The following is a 16,255-nucleotide window of genomic DNA, read 5'->3' on the forward strand; positions in this document are numbered from 1 at the left end:
GGTCCCCGCCCGCTCACTGCCGGCACCCGACGGACGGGTCCGCGGACGGGACGGTCTGCAGCACCGACGAGGCGGCGCCGTCCGCGCCGACCTTCCAGATGCGCATCGGCATCGTCACGTAGCGGTTCGCGCCGGCCGTGAGCGTGCCGCTCGGCGTGTCGGTGGTCGCGGACGACAGGGCCTTCCCGATGGCCGCGGACGTCGGCCTCGCGCCCTTGGGCAGGCCGTCGAGCGCCTTGCCGACCAGCGCCATCCCCTGGTAGCCGAGGATGGCGTCGCCCGGGTTCACCTTCGGCGCCGCCGCCTTGAGCGCCGCGACGTAGGCGGTGTTGGCGGCGTTCTGCGCGGCCGGGTCGTAGGGGCCGGCGTAGACGACGCCCGCCGCCGCGGAACCGAGCGCCCGGGCGGTCTTGGTGACCATCTGCATGTCGCCCTGGACCAGCTTCTTCGTGCCCGCGTTCGCGGCGAACTGCTTGTGGTAGGTGATGTTGTCGCCCGCGACGACGGCGCTGAACACGGTGTCGGCGCCGGACGAGACGATCTTGGAGATGTCCGGCGAGAAGTCGGAGGTGCCGAGCGGCTCGTAACCGGTGCCGACGACCGTGCCGCCGTGCGCCTCGACCTGCGACCGCACGATGGCGAAGGTCGCCTTCGGCGAGGCCGAGTCGGTGCCCACCAGGTAGAACCTCTTCGAGCCGTGCGCGAGCAGGTACTCGATGAGCGGCAGCGCCGCCTGCTTGGGGGAGGGGCCGTAGTTCCACATGTTCGGGAAGCAGAACTCGGTCGCGCCGGTGGCGAACGAGACGTACGGGATCTTCCGCGCGGCGGCGACGGCCCGGCACGCCTGGGCGTTGGCGGCGGGCTGCCCGGCCACGATCAGGTCGACGTGGTCCTGGTTGACGAAGCGCTGGCACACCTGCGTCGAGGTGGCCGGATCGCTGGCGTCGTCGCCCTTCTTCAGGACGAGCTTCCGGCCGCCGGACTTCTCGTGGACCCTGACGGCGCTCTCGACGCCGCCGGTGAAGCCCCCCGCGTAGAGCGCGGCGGTCCCGGACAGCGGTGCGATGTAACCGATCTTGATGGTCGAGCCGTCGCCGCCCGCCTCGCTCGTCCCGCACGCGGTGAGGGGGAGCAGCAGCGAGGCGGCGGCCGCACCGAGAATCCGCGCACGCGACCTCGGTGGACGGGACGGCGGCGTGGTGAGGGTGGATGGACGGCTTCTCCCGGTGTTGGCGAACATCCGGGTACCTCCTTGGTGACGCGACGCCGCGTAGGGCGCGAAGGAGTGCGTGGGGTGGGGTGTTCGATGCCGCGGACGTCACCGCCGTCACGGCATGCGGGAAGGGCGGCGCGCGCGCATGGCGCGCCGCGTCGAGCGGGTGGGTCAGAGGGATGGGCGGTGCCCGCGGGGGGCGGGCGGGAGGGGGCCTCGGGGGCCGGTCACCACCAGACGTCGCGGTGGGCGTCCTCGACCACCTCGACGAGCCGGGCGACGGACGGCGCTTCGAGGTCGTCGAAGCGCAGCGGCCGGCCGTCCCGGTGGGCGCGGACGGTGCCCAGCGCCAGGTCGGCGAACTGGGCGGTCACCGCGTCCAGGCCGAGCGCGCCGTCGGCCTTGTACCACTGGGTGACCAGCGTGGTCGAGCGCATCAGCGCGATCCGCGCCAGCGACGCCGACCCGAAGGCGAACACGCCCTCCGCCCGGCCGCGGGTCAGGACGCCGGTCCACAGCCGGTTCGTGAGGGCGCGCTGACGGCTGATCGCCGGATGGTCGGACCAGTCGCGCGCGTGCAGCTCCTGCTGCAGCAACTGGCCCATCTGCGGATGCTTGACGGGGATGATGATGTGGACGCCGATCAGGGCGGCGAGCTGCTCCTCCGGACGGTCGACGATCGCGCAGGCGTTCTCCAGCGCCTGGCCGTGCCTGCTGAGCCCCTCCAGCACGAGGTCGCTCAGGGCCTCGTCCTTGGAGCTCAGGTAGTGGTAGAGCATCGAGGTGCTCACGCCGGCGTGCGCGCCGATCTCGCGGATCCCGGTCGCGTGGAACCCCTTCTGGGAGAAGAGCTCCAGCGCCGCCTGCGAGAGCCGGACGCTGGCGGGCGCGCCGTCCGCGGTCCGGCGGCCGCGCCGCCCCCGCGCCGCCCCTTCGGCGTTCCCGCTCATCCGGCCTCCTCGATGCGCTGCGGATTCCGGTCGATCGATCGGTCGATCGAACCGTTGCCGCCGACCGTACCTATCGATCGATCGATCGGTCAATAGGGTCGCCGACGCCGGGGCGTGGAAGTCTGCGGGGTGGGGCCGCTTATGTTGGAGTGGTGGGCCCGAGGCTGGTGAACCGGGGGAGGTGAGGCCCATGACCGGGACTCTGCCCGCAGCGTGGATCTCGGGCGCCGACGGCGATCTGATCCGTGCCGATGCGATCGTGATCCTGCGTCTGGACAGGACCGGGCGGCTGACGGCGCAGCTGCGCGACGAGGCGAAGGTCAGCGTGACCCTCCTGGAGGGCGCGCCCGGTGGCGGCCATCCGCCCGCCGACTTCCACCGCGCGCTGGCCCGGATGATCGCCGAGGCGGCGGCCTCCGGGAGCACGCAGTTGATCAGCGCGCGCCATGTGGACGGCGCGTGGCGCTGGGTCAGCGAGCCTTTGTAGGCGGAGCGCGCGCGGGGCGTTCAGGAGACGATCAGGAAGACCGCGGCGATGACCGCGCAGACGGCGACCACCGCCACGGCCATGCCGCCGGCGAGGCCCCTCATCAGCCCGAGGTACTCGTCCTTGATCGTCATGCGCTCGTCGCCCCTCGTGCGAGCCGGGCTCATGGACGGGCGGCGGAGACGTCGCAGGAGGCGAGGATCTCCCATGGCAGCGGATCGCCGGCCTCGGCCGCCGTCCTGCCCAGGGCCTCCTCAGCGCGGGACCGGGGCGTCTCGGGCGGAATGACCAAGAGGAGGAGCGGCTCGTCACGGCCGCACGCGACCGCGACCATGTGGTCCAGATGGGGAAGCCAGCCCACCCTGATCGCGCGGCCGAGGGCGGTGATGCGGAGCGGGACGTGGTCCCAGTCGTCGAAGTCGATGGTCAGGCGGGTGGCCATGCCCAGCCGGTCGGCCAGGGCGATCACCAGTTCGGGGAGTTCGGCGGCCGCGTCGCGCGACCGGGGCCACCAGCCGCCGTCCATGATCCCGCGCCCGGTGCCGTCCGGCCTCAGGCGCAGCCGGGGCGTCGGCGGCGGGATCAGGGGCGGCACGGCCGTGCCGGGAAGGTGGGCGAGTCGAGTGCTCTGGCGGGCCATCTCGAAGGGCCCCATTCTCGGTCCGGTGAGGACCGGGTCGTGATCCCCGAGGACGGCGCCGGCAAGGCGGCCCGCGCGCGAAATGCCCTCGAATGGCCAGCCTACGCCATGCGCTCGGGCAAAACCCTGCCGCGTCCCTGATCGGACCGCGGATTTCGGGCAATCACGGTAATGGGCACCACCGAACCAACGGGCAACATCGAAACCAGGGGGAGCACACGATGAGCGGCTGGACCAGTCAGGAACTGGAGACGATCGCGAACGCCGACGAACTGCAGATCGCACCGGACCAGGACGGCGGCGGGCGGCGCGGTCCCACCACGATCTGGGTGGTCGGCGACGGCGACGAACTCTACGTCCGCTCCTACCGCGGCGGCCAGGGCACCTGGTACCGCACCGCCCGCGCCACCGGCCACGGCCGCATCAGCTCCGGCGGCGTCACCAAGGACGTCACCTTCACCGACGCGGCCGGCGACCCCGACCTCAACGCCCGCCTCGACACCGTCTACCGCACCAAGTACGGCCGCTACGCCCGCCAGTACGTCGATCCCATGGTCGCCGACACCGCCCGCGCCACCACCCTGAAACTCACTCCGCGCTGAACGGCCGCCGCGGCGGGACCACCGCCGGCGCATGGGCGAGAGTCCACCAGGATGATCGCCGTACAGCGATCTTCAACACCGTCACCGGCGGCCGATCTTGTCGAGTTCGGCGAGATCGTCGGGGGAGAGCCGCACTGCCGCGCCCGCGACGTTCTCGTGCAGGTGGGCCGCTGACGAGGTGCCGGGGATGAGCAGGATGTTCGGCGACCGCTGGAGCAGCCAGGCCAGGGCGACGGACATCGGCGACGCGCCGAGCCGGCCGGCCACGGCGGAGAGCGCCGAGGACTGCAGCGGGCTGAAGCCGCCGAGCGGGAAGAAGGGCACGTAGGCGATGCCCTCTTCGGTGAGCTCGTCGATCAGCTCGTCGTCCTGCCGGTAGGCGAGGTTGTACATGTTCTGCACGCACGCGATCGGCGCGATCGCGCGTGCCTCCGCGACCTGCTCGGCCGTCGCGTTGCTCACGCCGAGGTGCCGGATCAGGCCCTGCCGCTGGAGTTCGACGAGCGTTCCGAGGGGCGCGGCGAGCGAGCCGGGCCGGGGCCCCTGAGCGTCGCCGAGCCGGAGATCGACCAGGTCGAGCGCCTCGAGGCCGAGGTCTTCGAGGTTCTCGTGGACGGCGCGGCGCAGGTCCTCGGGCTCGCGGGCCGGGGGCCAGCCGCCCTGCCGGTCGCGGGCGGCGCCGACCTTGGTCGCGATGTGCAGCGCCTCGGGGTAGGGGTGCAGCGCTTCGCGGATGAGCCGGTTGGTGAAGCGCGGCCCGTAGGCGCCGGCGGTGTCGATGTGCGTGATCCCGAGGTCCCTGACCTCGCGGAGGACGGCGAGTGCGGCGTCGCGGTCGGCCGGCGGGCCCATGACCCCGGGGCCCGCGAGCTGCATGGCGCCGTAGCCGAAACGGGAGGCCGTCAGGTCGCCCAGGGTCCAGGTGCCGCCGGGGAGGGAAGGGGAGGACATTCGCTACCTCTGTCGCTGGTGGTGTGCCGGGAAAGGGCCTTGCGGCTCTTCGGCCAGCCTCGGGGAGTAACGTTCTGAAAGGAAGTAGGCACCTGAAAGTGCGTAGCAAACCCTGAGAGGGCGCGAAGGAGCGGGCAGTGGCGACGACGACGGCGGCCCAGCGGCGGGCACGGTCCAAGGTGGAGTACGACGCGTTCCTCGCGGCGTGTCCGAGCCGCGACCTCCTCAACCGGATCTCCGGCAAATGGGTCGCGCTGATCCTCTCCGCCCTCGGCGGCGGCGGCCCGCGCCAGGTGGAAGGCGAGTGCGCTGGCGAACCCCGGGCGATGCGCTACTCGGAGCTGTCGCGCATGCTGGCGGGCGTCAGCCAGAAGATGCTCACCCAGACGCTGCGCTCGCTGGAGCGCGACGGACTCGTCAGCCGCACCGTGGTGCCCACCGTGCCCGTCACCGTCACCTACGAGCTGACCGACCTGGGCGTCTCGCTGCACCGCATGGTGCGCGGCCTGAAGACCTGGGCCGAGACCCACATGGACGACGTGATCGCGAACCGCGCGGTGTACGACACCGGGACCGGCTGAACGGCGTCCACCGCCGGCGCCGGCGTGGCGGCGCGGCCGGAGCGCTGGACGGGCTCGCTCCGGTCAGCGGAGGCGGTGGTGGAGCGGGGCGGCCAGGTCGGTGGTCGCCAGGACCAGGGCCACGGTGTAGTCGATGAGGTGGTCGCGGTCGATGTCCAGCTCGCCGCGGAACCAGGCGGTGAACAGGTCCCAGAGGCCGGCGGTGAGGGTCAGGCCGGTCAGTTCCAGGTCGGTGCCGGGGACGGGGACGCGGTCCAGCGTCTCGTGGGCCTGGGCGGCGAAGATGGCGGCCAGGGTCCGGACGATCTCGACGCGCCGCTGCTGGAGCAGGGGAGAGGACGGGAACGCGCGCGTGAGGATGTGAGCGCGGCGCGGATCGGTGGTCAGGAAGTCGAACACCGCCGTCACCACGGCCCGGGTGCGGGCCCGCGGGTCGCGGGGGGCCTCGCGGGCGGCGGAGAGGATCACGGCGGTGCCCTGGGCGACCTGGTCGTCGACGATCGCCAGCAGCAGGGCGTCGCGGTCGGGGAAGCTCTCGTAGAAGTAGCGGTCGTTGAGCCCGGCTTCGGCGCAGACCTTCCGCACGGTGGTGGCCGCCAGTCCCTGCGTGCCCACCAGTCGCAGCCCCGCCTCGAGCAGCGCGGCCCGGCGGCGGGCCCGGCGCTGGTCGGCGGGAACGCCGCGGTAGGGGCGCGCGCGGGATGTCTCGGGGGTCACGGCTCCGATTCTGCCGCATCCCCTTGACGCGGCCCGCGAAGCTGAGGACGCTGAACACCGGATATTTCTGGTGAATCGACTCACCAGAAAGCGTCGCGGCGAGACGGGAGCGTGAGGTCCGGTGGCGACGGAGAACCCCCCACAGCCGGCACCGGCGGACATCGACCCGAGCGATCTGCGGTTCTGGGCCCGGCCGCTGGACGAGCGCGCCCGGGCGTTCGCGGAGCTGCGCGCCCGGCCGGAACCGGTGTTCATGACCCTGCCCAAGCTGCCGTTCCTCCCGCAGAGCCCCGGTTCCTGGGCGCTGGTCCGCCATGCCGACGTGACCGAGGCCAGCCGCCACCCGGAGATCTTCAGCAGCGAGCCCAGCGCGACCAGCCCGGCGGACATGCCCCGCTGGATGGACAAGTACTTCAACTCGATGATCGACATGGACGACCCGCGGCACGCCAAGATCCGCCGGATCGTCTCCCGGGCGTTCACCCCCAAGATGCTCGCCAAGGCCGAGGACGACATCGCGCGGCGCGCCGCCCGTATCGTGGACGAGCTGATCCGGGCCGGCGGCGGCGACTTCGTCTCCCAGGCCGCGGCGCGGCTCCCGGTCGAGGTCATCTGCGACATGCTGGGCATTCCCGCCCGGCATCACCGGCGCGTGGTGGAGCTGACCAACATCATCGTCGGCTACAGCGACCCCGAGTACGTCGGCGCCACCGTGGAGTACGGCGGTGGCGGGCCGACGATGGGACGGCTCCCGACGCTCCGCATGCTGGGCACGGTGGCGTCGGCGGGGTGGCGGCTGCACCGGCTGGCCGCCCGGCTCGGGCGGGAGCGCCGGGCGGCGCCCACCGGTGACCTGACGTCGGCGCTGGTGAACGCCAACGTCGACGGGGAGCGGCTGAGCCCGCGCGAGTTCGGCGCGTTCTTCCTGCTGCTCGTCGTCGCGGGGAACGAGACCACCCGCAACGCGATCGCGCACGGGCTGAGGCTGTTCACCGAGCACCCCGAGCAGCGGGAGCTGCTGCTGGCCGACTTCGACGGGCGCATCGCGGGGGCGGTCGAGGAGATCGTGCGCTTCAGCAGCCCCGTCATCTTCATGCGCCGCAACCTGACGCGCGACCACGAGATGAACGGCCACACCTACCGCAAGGGCGAGCGGGTGACGCTGTTCTACTGGTCCGCCAACCGCGACGAGACGGTCTTCACCGATCCCGACCGCTTCGACATCACCCGGTCGCCGAATCCGCACGTCGGGTTCGGCGGTCCCGGCCCGCACTTCTGCCTGGGCGCCAACCTCGCCCGGCGGGAGATCACCGTCATGTTCCGCGAGCTGTTCGACCGCCTGCCGGACATCACCGCCGGCGAGCCCGACCGGCTCGTCTCCGGATTCATCAACGGGTACAAGCGCCTGCCGTGCGGCTTCACCCCGCCGACCACCTCCTCCGTGCACTCCGGCTAGTCCTGGTCGGTGTCTCCGGCCCAGTGCCTCCCTGACGTAGGATCACGCGGGCCGTCGGCCACGGCGTCACGCCTCGCACCGGTCATCGGAGGATGAGGGGCAGGGTCTCCCAGCCGCGGACCGTGGAGGTCTGTCCCAGCTTCGCGTTCTCCCAGTCGACCTCCCAGGTGGGGAAGCGTTTCAGGATCTCCTCCAGGGCGATCCTGCCCTCCAGGCGGGCGAGCGCGGCGCCCAGGCAGTAGTGCCCGCCCAGGCCGAAGGTGAGCAGGTGGCCCATGCTGCGGTGGATGTCGAAGCGGTCGGGGTCGGGGTAGCGGTCGCTGTCGCGGTTGGCGGAGGCCACGATGAACACGATGGCGCTCCCGGCCGGGACGGTCCGGCCGTGCAGCTCCACGTCCGTGGTGACGTACCGGGCGATGGAGTGGCCGGTCGGCTCGTACCGCAGGATCTCCTCGATGGCGCCCGGGATCAGCGACGGGTCGGCGACCAGTTCGCGGCGGGCGTCGGGGTGGCGCGCGAGGACGGCCCCGGCCCAGCCGATGAGCCGCCCCGTCGTCTCGTTGCCCGCGCCCGCCACGACCGAGACGTAGGTCAGCACCTCGTCGCGGGTGAGGGTGCGGGTCCGGCCGTTCTCGTCCTCGAACCGGGCGGTCAGCAGCTCGGTCATGAGGTCGTCGGACGGGTGCTTGCCGCGCCAGTCGATGTACTCGCCGAACGCCTCGGTGTTGAGGACCGCGCCGCCGTCGAGGTCCATCCGCCCGCCGTCCTCGGTGCGCAGCGAGTCGTCGACCATGTCGCGGATCGCCGGCTGGTCGGCCTCGGGGATGCCCAGCAGCATGCCGATGACGCGCATCGGGAGCTCGGCGCCGACGGCGGCGACCAGGTCGAAGCCGTCCGCGCCGGCGAGGGGGTCCAGGGTGCGGGTGCAGAAGTCGCGGACCTTCGGCTCCAGCATGCCGATCCGCCGGGGGGTGAACAGCCGCGACAGCAGGCGGCGGTGGATGTCGTGGGTGGGCGGGTCCTCGAAGATGACGGTGCCCGACGGGATCTCCAGGCCGGACTGGACGATCTCCAGGATGTCCCCGCGCGAGGAGGAGAACGTCCGCCAGTCCGGCAGGCCGCGCTCGACGTCGGCGGCCCGGGTGAGCGCGTAGAAGTCGTGCTTCTCGTTGTAGTAGAGCGGCATCTCCTCCCGGAGCCGGCGGTAGATCGGATACGGGTTCTGGGCGATGCCCGCGTCGTAGGGGTCCCAATAGATGTCGCTGCCGTTCTCCACCTTCTGCACCTCTCGGACTCCTGTGGCTCGCGGTCGCGGGTCTGGGGTGGTCACTTGAGCAACGCGCCCGCGTCGACCGGCAGGGGGACGCCGGTGACGTAGCGGCCCTCGTCGGAGACCAGGAAGAGGATCGCGTTGCTGACGTCCACCGGCTCGACCCAGGGGACCGGCAGGGTGTTCATCATCTGCGAGACCGGCGCCATGTCGTCGGCGGTCGGGTTCGTCAGGTCGGGCCGGAACATCCGGTACGTCATGTCGTTCATCAGCATCGGGCTGTTGACCTGCGTCGGGTGGACGGAGTTGACGCGGATGCGGTGCTGCGCGAACTCCACCGCCATGCTCCGCATCAGCCCCACCACGCCGTGCTTGGAGGCGATGTAGTTGCCGATGTTCGGGTGGGACTTCAGCCCGCCGACGGAGCTGGTCAGCACGATCGCGCCGCCGCGTCCGCCCTCGATGACGTGCGGGACCGCGGCCTTGACGGTGTGCCAGACGCCGGTGAGGTTGACGTCGATGGAGTCCCGCCACAGCTTCTCGCTCATCTTCTCGATCGCGTCGCCGGCCGCGGCGAGCCCGGCGTTGGCCAGGATGACGTCCAGCCGGCCGAACCGGCTCACGCCCTCGTCGACCGCCGCCTTCAGCGCGTCGTAGTCGCGCACGTCGGCCTGGACGGCGTGGATGCGCCGGCCCGCCTTCTCGACCTGGGCGACGGTCTCCTCCAGGTCCTCGGGGGTGGACATGGGGGTGGGCACGCTGTCGATCTGCTCGCAGACGTCGACGGCGATGATGTCGGCGCCCTCCTCCGCGAGGCGCACGGCGTGGCTGCGGCCCTGACCTCGGGCGGCACCGGTGATGAACGCGACCTTGCCTTCGACTCTCCCGGGCATGGTGTCCCTCTCTCGGCTCTCGGCTGACGGAGTTCGGTTCGGACGGGTGGGGTGGCCGGCGCCGCTCAGTCCTTCTCGGGCGCCGGTGGACGGGCCGCCGCGCGGACGGCCTTGAGAATCCCCTGGTAGCCGGTGCAGCGGCACAGGTTCCCGGACAGGGCGTCGCGGATCTCCTCGTCGGTGGGATCGGGGTTGTCGTCGAGGAACGCGGTGGCGGAGATGACGAACCCCGGCGTGCAGAAGCCGCACTGCAGGCCGTGGTGGTCGCGGAAGGCGGCCTGGACCGGCGAGAGGCCGCCGTCCGGAGACGACAGCCCTTCGATGGTCGTGACCTCCGACCCGTCCGCCTGCACGGCGAACACCAGGCATGCGCGGACGGCCTCCCCGTCGAGAAGGACCGTGCAGGCGCCGCAGACGCCGTGCTCGCACCCGAGGTGCGTGCCGGTCAGTCCGCAGTGCTCCCGGAGGTGGTCGGCGAGGGTGAGCCGGGGCTGCACCGTCGCACGCCGTACGACGCCGTTCACCTTCATCTCGATGTCGACTTCAGTCACCCGTGGCCTCCTCGACGGCCTTCTTCCAGGCCCGCGCGACCATGGCCGCGCCCACTCGCGTGCGGTAGGCGGCGGATCCGTGCAGGTCCGACGGGACGGACGCGAGTTCGGACATGGCGGCGCGTCCGACATCGGCGGCCGCCACCCCGGCGGCCTCGGCGCCGGTCGCGGCGGCCTCCGCGGCCGGCGCCCGCACAGCGGTCGGGCCGAGCCCGAACAGGCCGATGCCGCAGCGCCGGATCCGGGCGTCCTCGCCGAGCTCGACCGCGACGGCGGCGCCCGCCAGTGCGAAGTCCCCGCGCCGGCGGGCGAACTCCTCGACGGCGAACCCGCTGCGGGCGCCCCGGACGGGGAAGGCGATCCCGGTGAGCAGCTCGTCCTCCGCCAGGGCGGTGCTCCACAGCCCGGTGAAGAACCCGGCGGCGGGGATCGTCCGCCGCCCCCGGGGCGAGTACGCCTCCAGCCGGGCGTCGAGGGCGAGCGCCACCGCGGGGTACTCGGCGGCGGCGTCGGCGTGGGCCAGCGACCCTCCGATGGTGCCGCGGCTCCTGATCTGGAAGTGGCCGATCAGGGGAGTGGCGCGGGCCAGCAGCGGGACGGCGCCGGCGACCTCGCCGGACCGCTGGATCGCGGCCTGCGTCGTGCCCGCGCCGATCCATAGCGATCCGCCGCGGCGCTCGACGCCGCGCAGGCCCGGCACGCGCCGCAGGTCGACCAGGTGGCCGAAGACCGCCAGCCGCAGGACGAGCATGGGGGGCGAGGCTCTGCCCGCCGGCGATGGCCTTGGCGTCCTCTCCGAGGCCGGCGAGGAGGCCGACCGCCTCGTCGAGGGTCGCCGGGGCGTGGTACTCGAACGATGCCGGTTTCATGGCCGGGCCGCCCGCGCGGCGGCGTCGAGCGATTCCACGATCGACGCGGGGGACAGCGGCAACCGGGTGATCTTCACGCCGAGCGGCGCGAGCGCGTCGGCGACCGCGTTCGCCACCGCGGGCGGCGAGCCGATCGCGCCGCCTTCGCCGACGCCCTTGTAGCCGCCCGCCCCGGGCCCCGGGGACTCCAGATGCCCGTACTCTATGGTGGGCACTTCGGTGGTGGTGGGCAGAAGGTAGTCCATGAAGGTCGTGGTGAGGGGATTGCCGTCCTCGTCGTAGGCGAAGTGCTCGTACAGGGCTCCGCCGATCCCCTGCACCGTGCCGCCCGCGATCTGCCCCTCCACCACGTTCGGGTTGATCATCGGTCCGCAGTCCTCGGCGACGACGTAGCGCAGCAGCCTCACCTCGCCCGTGACGACGTCGACCTCGCACGTGCAGACATGCGTCGCGTTGGCCCAGACCGCCATGCTCCGCGCCCGGTACCGGCCGCTCGCCTCCAGCCCCGGGGGCACGCCGGGCGGCAGGCCCTCGGTCCGGAAGTAGGCGATCGAGGCGATCTCGGCGTAGGACAGCTCGGCGCCCGGCGTGCCGCGCACCCGGGCCCGCCCGGCGGAGAGCTCGATGTCGCCGGCGGAGGCCTCCAGCCGGTGCGCGGCGATCGCCGTGATGCGCTCCCGCAGGACGGACGCGGTCTCGGCGATGGCTCCGGCGGTCATCGAGCCGGACCGGCTGCCGCCGGTGCCGCCGCCGAACGGCGTGACGGCCGTGTCGCCCTGGACGGTGTTGACGTCGGCGATGTCCACGCCGAGGGCGTCCGCGGCGAGCTGGACGACGGTGGTCTCGATGCTGTTGCCGCTCGACCCTCCGGCGACGTACACGTTCACCTTGCCGGACGGCTCGATCCGGATCGTCGCGCCCTCGGTGGCGTGGACGCCGACGCCGCTCGTGGTCGGCTCGATGTAGGTGCACGTGCCGACGCCCAGGTAGCGGCCCTCGGCACGAGCCCGCGCCTGCTCCTCGCGGAACGCCTCGTAGTCCAGGACGTCCAGCGCGTGCTCGAAGGTCTCCAGCGGCGTGACCTCGGTGTAGGGCATGCCGTTGGGGTTGGTCAGCGGCAGCTCGTCGCGGCGCAGCAGGTTGCGGCGGCGCAGCTCCGCCGGATCCGTCCCCATCTCCCGCGCCGCGATGTCGAGGAGCATCTCGCGCGCCACCGACTCGAACTGCCAGGGCCCGCGGTAGGCGGTGCGTCCGGTCGTGTTGGAGAACACCGACTTGCAGGAGAACGCGGCCTCGGGGACCCGGTAGGGGCCGGGGAAGAGCAGCCCGACGACCGCCGTGGTCTGCACCGGCCATGGCGTCGGGTAGGCGCCCGCGTCCTGCACGTGGTCGATGGCGGCGGCCAGGATCCGGCCGTCCCCGTCGAAGGCGATGCGGGCGTCGCCGTGCTCGTGGCGCCCCTGCCCCGCCGCGATGAGGTTCTCCTGCCGGTCCTCGATCCACTTCAGCGGGCCGGGCACCTTGCGCGCCGCGAGCATCACGCACATGTCCTCGCGCTGCGGCACGGCCTTCTGCCCGAAACCGCCGCCGGTGTCGCGCATCACGACCCGGATGCGGTGCTCGTCCAGCCCCAGCAGCCGGCTGCAGAACAGCCGCGTCTCGTGCGGCGTCTGCGTCGACGCCCAGATCGTCATCTCGCCGCTGGACGGCGACCACTCCGCGACCAGGCCGCGCGTCTCCATGGGCACGGCCGCGTAGCTCTGCTGGTAGAAGGTCTCCCTCGCCACATGGGCCGCCCGTGCGAAGACGTCCGCGAGGTCGTCCACCGGGCGCCCGGCGAGCTCGCCGGCGAGGTTGCGAGGATAGGCGGGGTGCACACGCTCCGCGGACTCGTGCGCCGCCTTGTAGTCGACGACCGGCCGCAGCGGCTCGTAGTCGACGACGACGAGCTCGGCGGCGTCCTCGGCGATGTAGCGGTCGTCCGCGACCACCAGCGCGACCGGGTCGCCGACGAACCGCACCTCGCCCTCGGCCAGCGGGGGGCGCGGCGTGTCCGGGACGTCGGGGCCCATCAGCGAATACCACGGCTCGCGCACGCCGGGGTTGAGGTCGTCCGCCGTGAAGACGGCGTGGACGCCCGGGAGCGCCAGCGCCTCGGCGGCGTCGACGCCGAGGATGCGGGCGCGTGCCAGCGGGCTGCGGACGAAGTGCGCGTGCACCATGCCCGGCCGCACCACGTCGTCCACGAACGTTCCGTGACCGGTCAGCAGCCGCGGGTCCTCGACCCGGGGCGTTCGTGCGCCGGCGTAGCGGGCGGCGGCCGCCGGAGGCGCGCTCACCGTTCCGCCCATTGCGCTCTGGCCTTCGTCGCCGCCGTCGGTCGATCGACGGGGGAGGGCGCGTTCACTGCCATGGAGCAGCTTCTCCGTTCTTCTCGGAGGCCGATGGTCGGAGGGGGGCGGACGAATCGGCGGGCGCGGCCGCCGGACAGGGCGCGCCGCCCGTGCCGGCCGGGTGCCCCGCCGTTCGAATGATGCGGCGCATCCTTTGCTAAACGACTGTTTAACACCCGCACCGTGGACCGTCAAGGAGAAGAGACATGAATTCGCCTCGCCGCATGGGTCCGGAGAATTCCAAGACGCGATTCCTGCTGCTGGACATCGCCGAGCGGCTGATGCTGGAGGAGGGGTACGCGGCCGTCGGGATCCGGCGCGTGGCACGGGAGGCCGGGGTCACGCCGGCCTTGATCCACTACTACTTTCGGACCTTGGACGACCTGTTCCTCGCCCTGATCCGCAGGCGCTCCGAGCAGGAGCTGGAGGCCCAGGCGCGCGCGCTGGACTCCGGCCGGCTCCTGCACTCGCTGTGGGCCTACAACAGCCACCCCAGGGGAGCGGCGCTGAACGTCGAATTCATCGCGCTGTCGAATCACCGCAAGGCGGTGCGCGCCGAACTCGTCAGTTACGCGGAACGGGCCCGAGAAATGCAAAGGGAGGCGGTCGCCAATTATCTGAGGGCACGCGGAATCGACCCCGAGGCGCTTCCCCCGCTCGCATTGACCGTTCTGATCTCGACGGTCTCCCGAGCGCTCACGATGGAGGACGCGATGGGGCTCACCGTGGGACATGACGAAGCCCTGGCCCTGGTGGAGGGGTACCTGCAGAGGATCGACGGTGCTCCGGTCCGTGAGACGGAATGAACCGCCCGCCGACACGAGGCCGAAGTGCAGGCCCGCCCGGACGTGCCGCGCGGTGCGCCCGGCGGCGCGCGAGGACGCATTCCCCGCATGTCACGCACGGATGAAGACGTTCTTGGTCTGGAGGAACTCCAAGAGTCCTTCTCTGCCTCCCTCTCGTCCGATGCCGCTCTGCTTGTAGCCCCCGAACGGCGCGCCGGGCGGCTGGCCGGAGACACCGTTGACGTGCACGCTGCCCGACCGGAGGAGCGGCACGATCCGGTGCACCCGTGACACATCGCGGGTCTGCAGGTAGGTGCCCAGGCCGTAGGGGGTCGCGTTGGCCAGCTCGACCGCCTCCGCCTCGCTCCCGAAGGGGGTGATCGACAGCACCGGGCCGAAGATCTCCCGGGTGGCGGCCTCGCTCGCCGGATCCACGTCGGCCAGGACCGTCGGCTCGACGAAGTAGCCGTCGCGGACGCGCGGCGCCAGGGACGGCCGGTCGACGGCACGGCCGCCGGTCACGACCCGTGCGTCCTTCCGCGCCCGGTCGACCACACCGAGGACGCGGTCGCGAGCGGCCTGGTCGATGACGGGGCCGAGGGTGGTGCTCGGCTCGAACGGGTCGCCCGCGCGCAGTCCGGCGGCACGCCGGCGGGTGGCCTCGACCACGTCGTCGTACACCTCGCGGTGCACCAGCATCCGGGTGGTGAGATTGCAGCCCTGGCCGGCGAGGTTGAAGCACGACCGCACGGTCAGGGCGACGGCCTCGTCCAGGTCGGCGTCGGGGAAGACCACGTTCGCCGACTTGCCGCCCAGTTCCAGCACCACCGGCTTCACCGTGTGCCGGGCGGCGTCCAGGATCTTCTTCGCGGTCGGGATCCCGCCGGTGAAGGAGATCTTCCCGACGTCCGGATGCCGGACCAGCCGGTCGCCCGCCTCCGCGCCGCCGGGCAGCACGTGCAGGACGCCCGGAGGAAGGCCCGCCTCCAGGGCGATCTCCGCGAACCGGGCCACCGCGAAGGGGGCGAGCTCGGACGTCTTGACGACCACGCAGTTGCCCGCGGCGAGCGCGGGCGCCACCTTCATGCCGATCGAGGTGATCGGCCCGTTCCAGGTCACGATGACGCCGATGACGCCGTACGGCTCGGGGAGCGTGTAGTCGAGGCCCGCGGTGAGCGCGGGGCTGAGCGGGATCGTCGCCCCCTCGATCTTGTCGGCCCAGCCCGCGTAGTACCCGAACCAGCCCGCGCAGAGATGCGCGAGCGCCGCGGACATCGCCGCCGGGGCGCCGATCTCGAGGGTGATGAGGCGGGCGAGCTCGGGGACCCGGGCCTCCATCGTCTCCTCGATCCGCTGCAGGACGCGCCGGCGCTTGTCGGGGGACAGCGCCCTCCACGCGGGAGAGGCGGCCTTCGCCGCCTCGACCGCCGCGTCCACCTCGCTCGGCCCGCTCAGCATGACGGTGCCGTTCGCCCGGGCCGTCGCGGGGTCGACGTGCTCCACCGCGTCCAGGACCGGGCGGTCGAGCCGGCTGCCGTCGATGAGCGGTCCGGTGACGCCGAGGTCGTCCGGAGCGGTCCGAGAAGTGATCATCGTGTGGGTCCCGTCTTGTCCGTAACGGCACGCCGGCGCATCCGGCGACGGCTCCGCCGGATGGGAGGAGAGGATGGGTCGCAAAGATGAGAATCTTCCTACCATCCTCGATCGCATCGAAGTACACCGTGGCCGTGAAGGCAAGGGACTTAACTTTCGGTCGCCTGCATCGATGCAGCTAGAGCGCCCATGGCGGCCGTTGATCGCGCCCTGGATCCCGCCGTTCGCACGTGACCCTCTTGTTTACCAAAGTCCTACGACTTAAAGTTAATCCGTTCGAATTCGACGGACCTCCGAAGGGAGC

At 72.1% G+C, this 16,255-nt stretch carries 16 protein-coding genes; 5 read left to right on the forward strand and 11 right to left on the reverse strand.

Annotated elements, in window-relative coordinates:
* Nucleotides 1–13 precede the first annotated feature (13 nt).
* Nucleotides 14–1,240 (reverse strand): ABC transporter substrate-binding protein, encoded by a 1,227-nt coding sequence (locus ABZ914_RS06445; protein WP_500192046.1) that lies wholly within the window; start codon nt 1,238–1,240, stop codon nt 14–16.
* Between the two features lie 200 nt (nt 1,241–1,440).
* A complete protein-coding gene (locus ABZ914_RS06450) occupies nt 1,441–2,163 on the reverse strand; it encodes a TetR/AcrR family transcriptional regulator (protein WP_190855411.1) in 723 nt (240 codons plus the stop codon).
* A 190-nt stretch (nt 2,164–2,353) separates the two neighbouring features.
* Between ABZ914_RS06450 and ABZ914_RS06455 the strand changes: the two genes are divergently transcribed.
* Nucleotides 2,354–2,650 carry a hypothetical protein gene (locus ABZ914_RS06455; RefSeq protein WP_500192047.1) on the forward strand — a complete coding sequence of 99 codons (297 nt, stop codon included), beginning with the start codon at nt 2,354–2,356 and terminating at the stop codon, nt 2,648–2,650.
* A gap of 163 nt (nt 2,651–2,813) precedes the next feature.
* Here ABZ914_RS06455 and ABZ914_RS06460 read toward each other — a convergent pair whose 3' ends face one another.
* Nucleotides 2,814–3,305 carry a DUF5994 family protein gene (locus ABZ914_RS06460; protein ID WP_500192048.1) on the reverse strand — a complete coding sequence of 164 codons (492 nt, stop codon included), beginning with the start codon at nt 3,303–3,305 and terminating at the stop codon, nt 2,814–2,816.
* Between the two features lie 206 nt (nt 3,306–3,511).
* On the opposite strand from ABZ914_RS06460, the gene ABZ914_RS06465 reads away from it, so the two are divergent.
* Nucleotides 3,512–3,892, forward strand: coding sequence for a DUF2255 family protein (locus tag ABZ914_RS06465; RefSeq protein WP_500192050.1), 381 nt, complete (start codon nt 3,512–3,514; stop codon nt 3,890–3,892).
* 81 nt (nt 3,893–3,973) lie between these two features.
* On the opposite strand, the gene ABZ914_RS06470 is transcribed toward ABZ914_RS06465, so the two are convergent.
* On the reverse strand, nt 3,974–4,843 hold the full coding sequence (locus tag ABZ914_RS06470) for an aldo/keto reductase family oxidoreductase (protein WP_500192051.1): 870 nt from the start codon (nt 4,841–4,843) through the stop codon (nt 3,974–3,976).
* 137 nt (nt 4,844–4,980) lie between these two features.
* Here ABZ914_RS06470 and ABZ914_RS06475 point away from each other — a divergent pair, with 137 nt between their 5' ends.
* A complete protein-coding gene (locus tag ABZ914_RS06475; protein WP_500192052.1) occupies nt 4,981–5,424 on the forward strand; it encodes a winged helix-turn-helix transcriptional regulator in 444 nt (147 codons plus the stop codon).
* A 63-nt stretch (nt 5,425–5,487) separates the two neighbouring features.
* Here ABZ914_RS06475 and ABZ914_RS06480 read toward each other — a convergent pair whose 3' ends face one another.
* Nucleotides 5,488–6,141 (reverse strand): TetR/AcrR family transcriptional regulator, encoded by a 654-nt coding sequence (locus ABZ914_RS06480; RefSeq protein ID WP_500192053.1) that lies wholly within the window; start codon nt 6,139–6,141, stop codon nt 5,488–5,490.
* Nucleotides 6,142–6,262: 121 nt separating this feature from the next.
* Between ABZ914_RS06480 and ABZ914_RS06485 the strand changes: the two genes are divergently transcribed.
* Nucleotides 6,263–7,597: a cytochrome P450 gene (locus ABZ914_RS06485; protein ID WP_500192054.1), complete on the forward strand. Its 1,335-nt coding sequence runs from the start codon at nt 6,263–6,265 to the stop codon at nt 7,595–7,597.
* An 82-nt stretch (nt 7,598–7,679) separates the two neighbouring features.
* On the opposite strand, the gene ABZ914_RS06490 is transcribed toward ABZ914_RS06485, so the two are convergent.
* The 5 genes from ABZ914_RS06490 to ABZ914_RS06510 all read right to left on the reverse strand — a co-directional run bounded on the left by ABZ914_RS06490 (nt 7,680) and on the right by ABZ914_RS06510 (nt 13,519).
* A complete protein-coding gene (locus ABZ914_RS06490; protein WP_500192055.1) occupies nt 7,680–8,882 on the reverse strand; it encodes a cytochrome P450 in 1,203 nt (400 codons plus the stop codon).
* A 41-nt stretch (nt 8,883–8,923) separates the two neighbouring features.
* The gene (locus tag ABZ914_RS06495) at nt 8,924–9,760 is read right to left on the reverse strand and encodes a mycofactocin-coupled SDR family oxidoreductase (RefSeq protein WP_500192056.1); all 837 of its coding nucleotides are present in this window, start codon (nt 9,758–9,760) and stop codon (nt 8,924–8,926) included.
* 65 nt (nt 9,761–9,825) lie between these two features.
* Entirely contained in the window at nt 9,826–10,311 is a 486-nt protein-coding gene (locus tag ABZ914_RS06500; protein ID WP_500192057.1) for a (2Fe-2S)-binding protein, read from the reverse strand.
* Nucleotides 10,304–11,062: an FAD binding domain-containing protein gene (locus tag ABZ914_RS06505; RefSeq protein WP_500192058.1), complete on the reverse strand. Its 759-nt coding sequence runs from the start codon at nt 11,060–11,062 to the stop codon at nt 10,304–10,306. Before ABZ914_RS06505 ends, ABZ914_RS06500 begins: the two co-directional genes overlap by 8 nt.
* Nucleotides 11,063–11,176: 114 nt before the next feature.
* Entirely contained in the window at nt 11,177–13,519 is a 2,343-nt protein-coding gene (locus ABZ914_RS06510) for a xanthine dehydrogenase family protein molybdopterin-binding subunit (RefSeq protein ID WP_500192059.1), read from the reverse strand.
* 260 nt (nt 13,520–13,779) lie between these two features.
* On the opposite strand from ABZ914_RS06510, the gene ABZ914_RS06515 reads away from it, so the two are divergent.
* Entirely contained in the window at nt 13,780–14,379 is a 600-nt protein-coding gene (locus tag ABZ914_RS06515) for a TetR/AcrR family transcriptional regulator (protein WP_500192060.1), read from the forward strand.
* Between the two features lie 90 nt (nt 14,380–14,469).
* On the opposite strand, the gene ABZ914_RS06520 is transcribed toward ABZ914_RS06515, so the two are convergent.
* A complete protein-coding gene (locus ABZ914_RS06520) occupies nt 14,470–15,951 on the reverse strand; it encodes an aldehyde dehydrogenase family protein (RefSeq protein ID WP_500192061.1) in 1,482 nt (493 codons plus the stop codon).
* Nucleotides 15,952–16,255 lie beyond the last annotated feature (304 nt).

It is taken from the genome of Spirillospora sp. NPDC046719, from assembly GCF_040645715.1.
Taxonomy (GTDB): domain Bacteria; phylum Actinomycetota; class Actinomycetes; order Streptosporangiales; family Streptosporangiaceae; genus Spirillospora.

Coding starts and splice junctions, on each gene's coding strand:
- ABZ914_RS06445 (WP_500192046.1), bottom strand. CDS start 1,240: ATGTTCGCCAACACCGGGAGAAGCCGTCCATCCACCCTCACCACGCCG.
- ABZ914_RS06450 (WP_190855411.1), bottom strand. CDS start 2,163: ATGAGCGGGAACGCCGAAGGGGCGGCGCGGGGGCGGCGCGGCCGCCGG.
- ABZ914_RS06455 (WP_500192047.1), top strand. CDS start 2,354: ATGACCGGGACTCTGCCCGCAGCGTGGATCTCGGGCGCCGACGGCGAT.
- ABZ914_RS06460 (WP_500192048.1), bottom strand. CDS start 3,305: ATGGGGCCCTTCGAGATGGCCCGCCAGAGCACTCGACTCGCCCACCTT.
- ABZ914_RS06465 (WP_500192050.1), top strand. CDS start 3,512: ATGAGCGGCTGGACCAGTCAGGAACTGGAGACGATCGCGAACGCCGAC.
- ABZ914_RS06470 (WP_500192051.1), bottom strand. CDS start 4,843: ATGTCCTCCCCTTCCCTCCCCGGCGGCACCTGGACCCTGGGCGACCTG.
- ABZ914_RS06495 (WP_500192056.1), bottom strand. CDS start 9,760: ATGCCCGGGAGAGTCGAAGGCAAGGTCGCGTTCATCACCGGTGCCGCC.
- ABZ914_RS06505 (WP_500192058.1), bottom strand. CDS start 11,062: ATGCTCGTCCTGCGGCTGGCGGTCTTCGGCCACCTGGTCGACCTGCGG.
- ABZ914_RS06515 (WP_500192060.1), top strand. CDS start 13,780: ATGAATTCGCCTCGCCGCATGGGTCCGGAGAATTCCAAGACGCGATTC.
- ABZ914_RS06520 (WP_500192061.1), bottom strand. CDS start 15,951: ATGATCACTTCTCGGACCGCTCCGGACGACCTCGGCGTCACCGGACCG.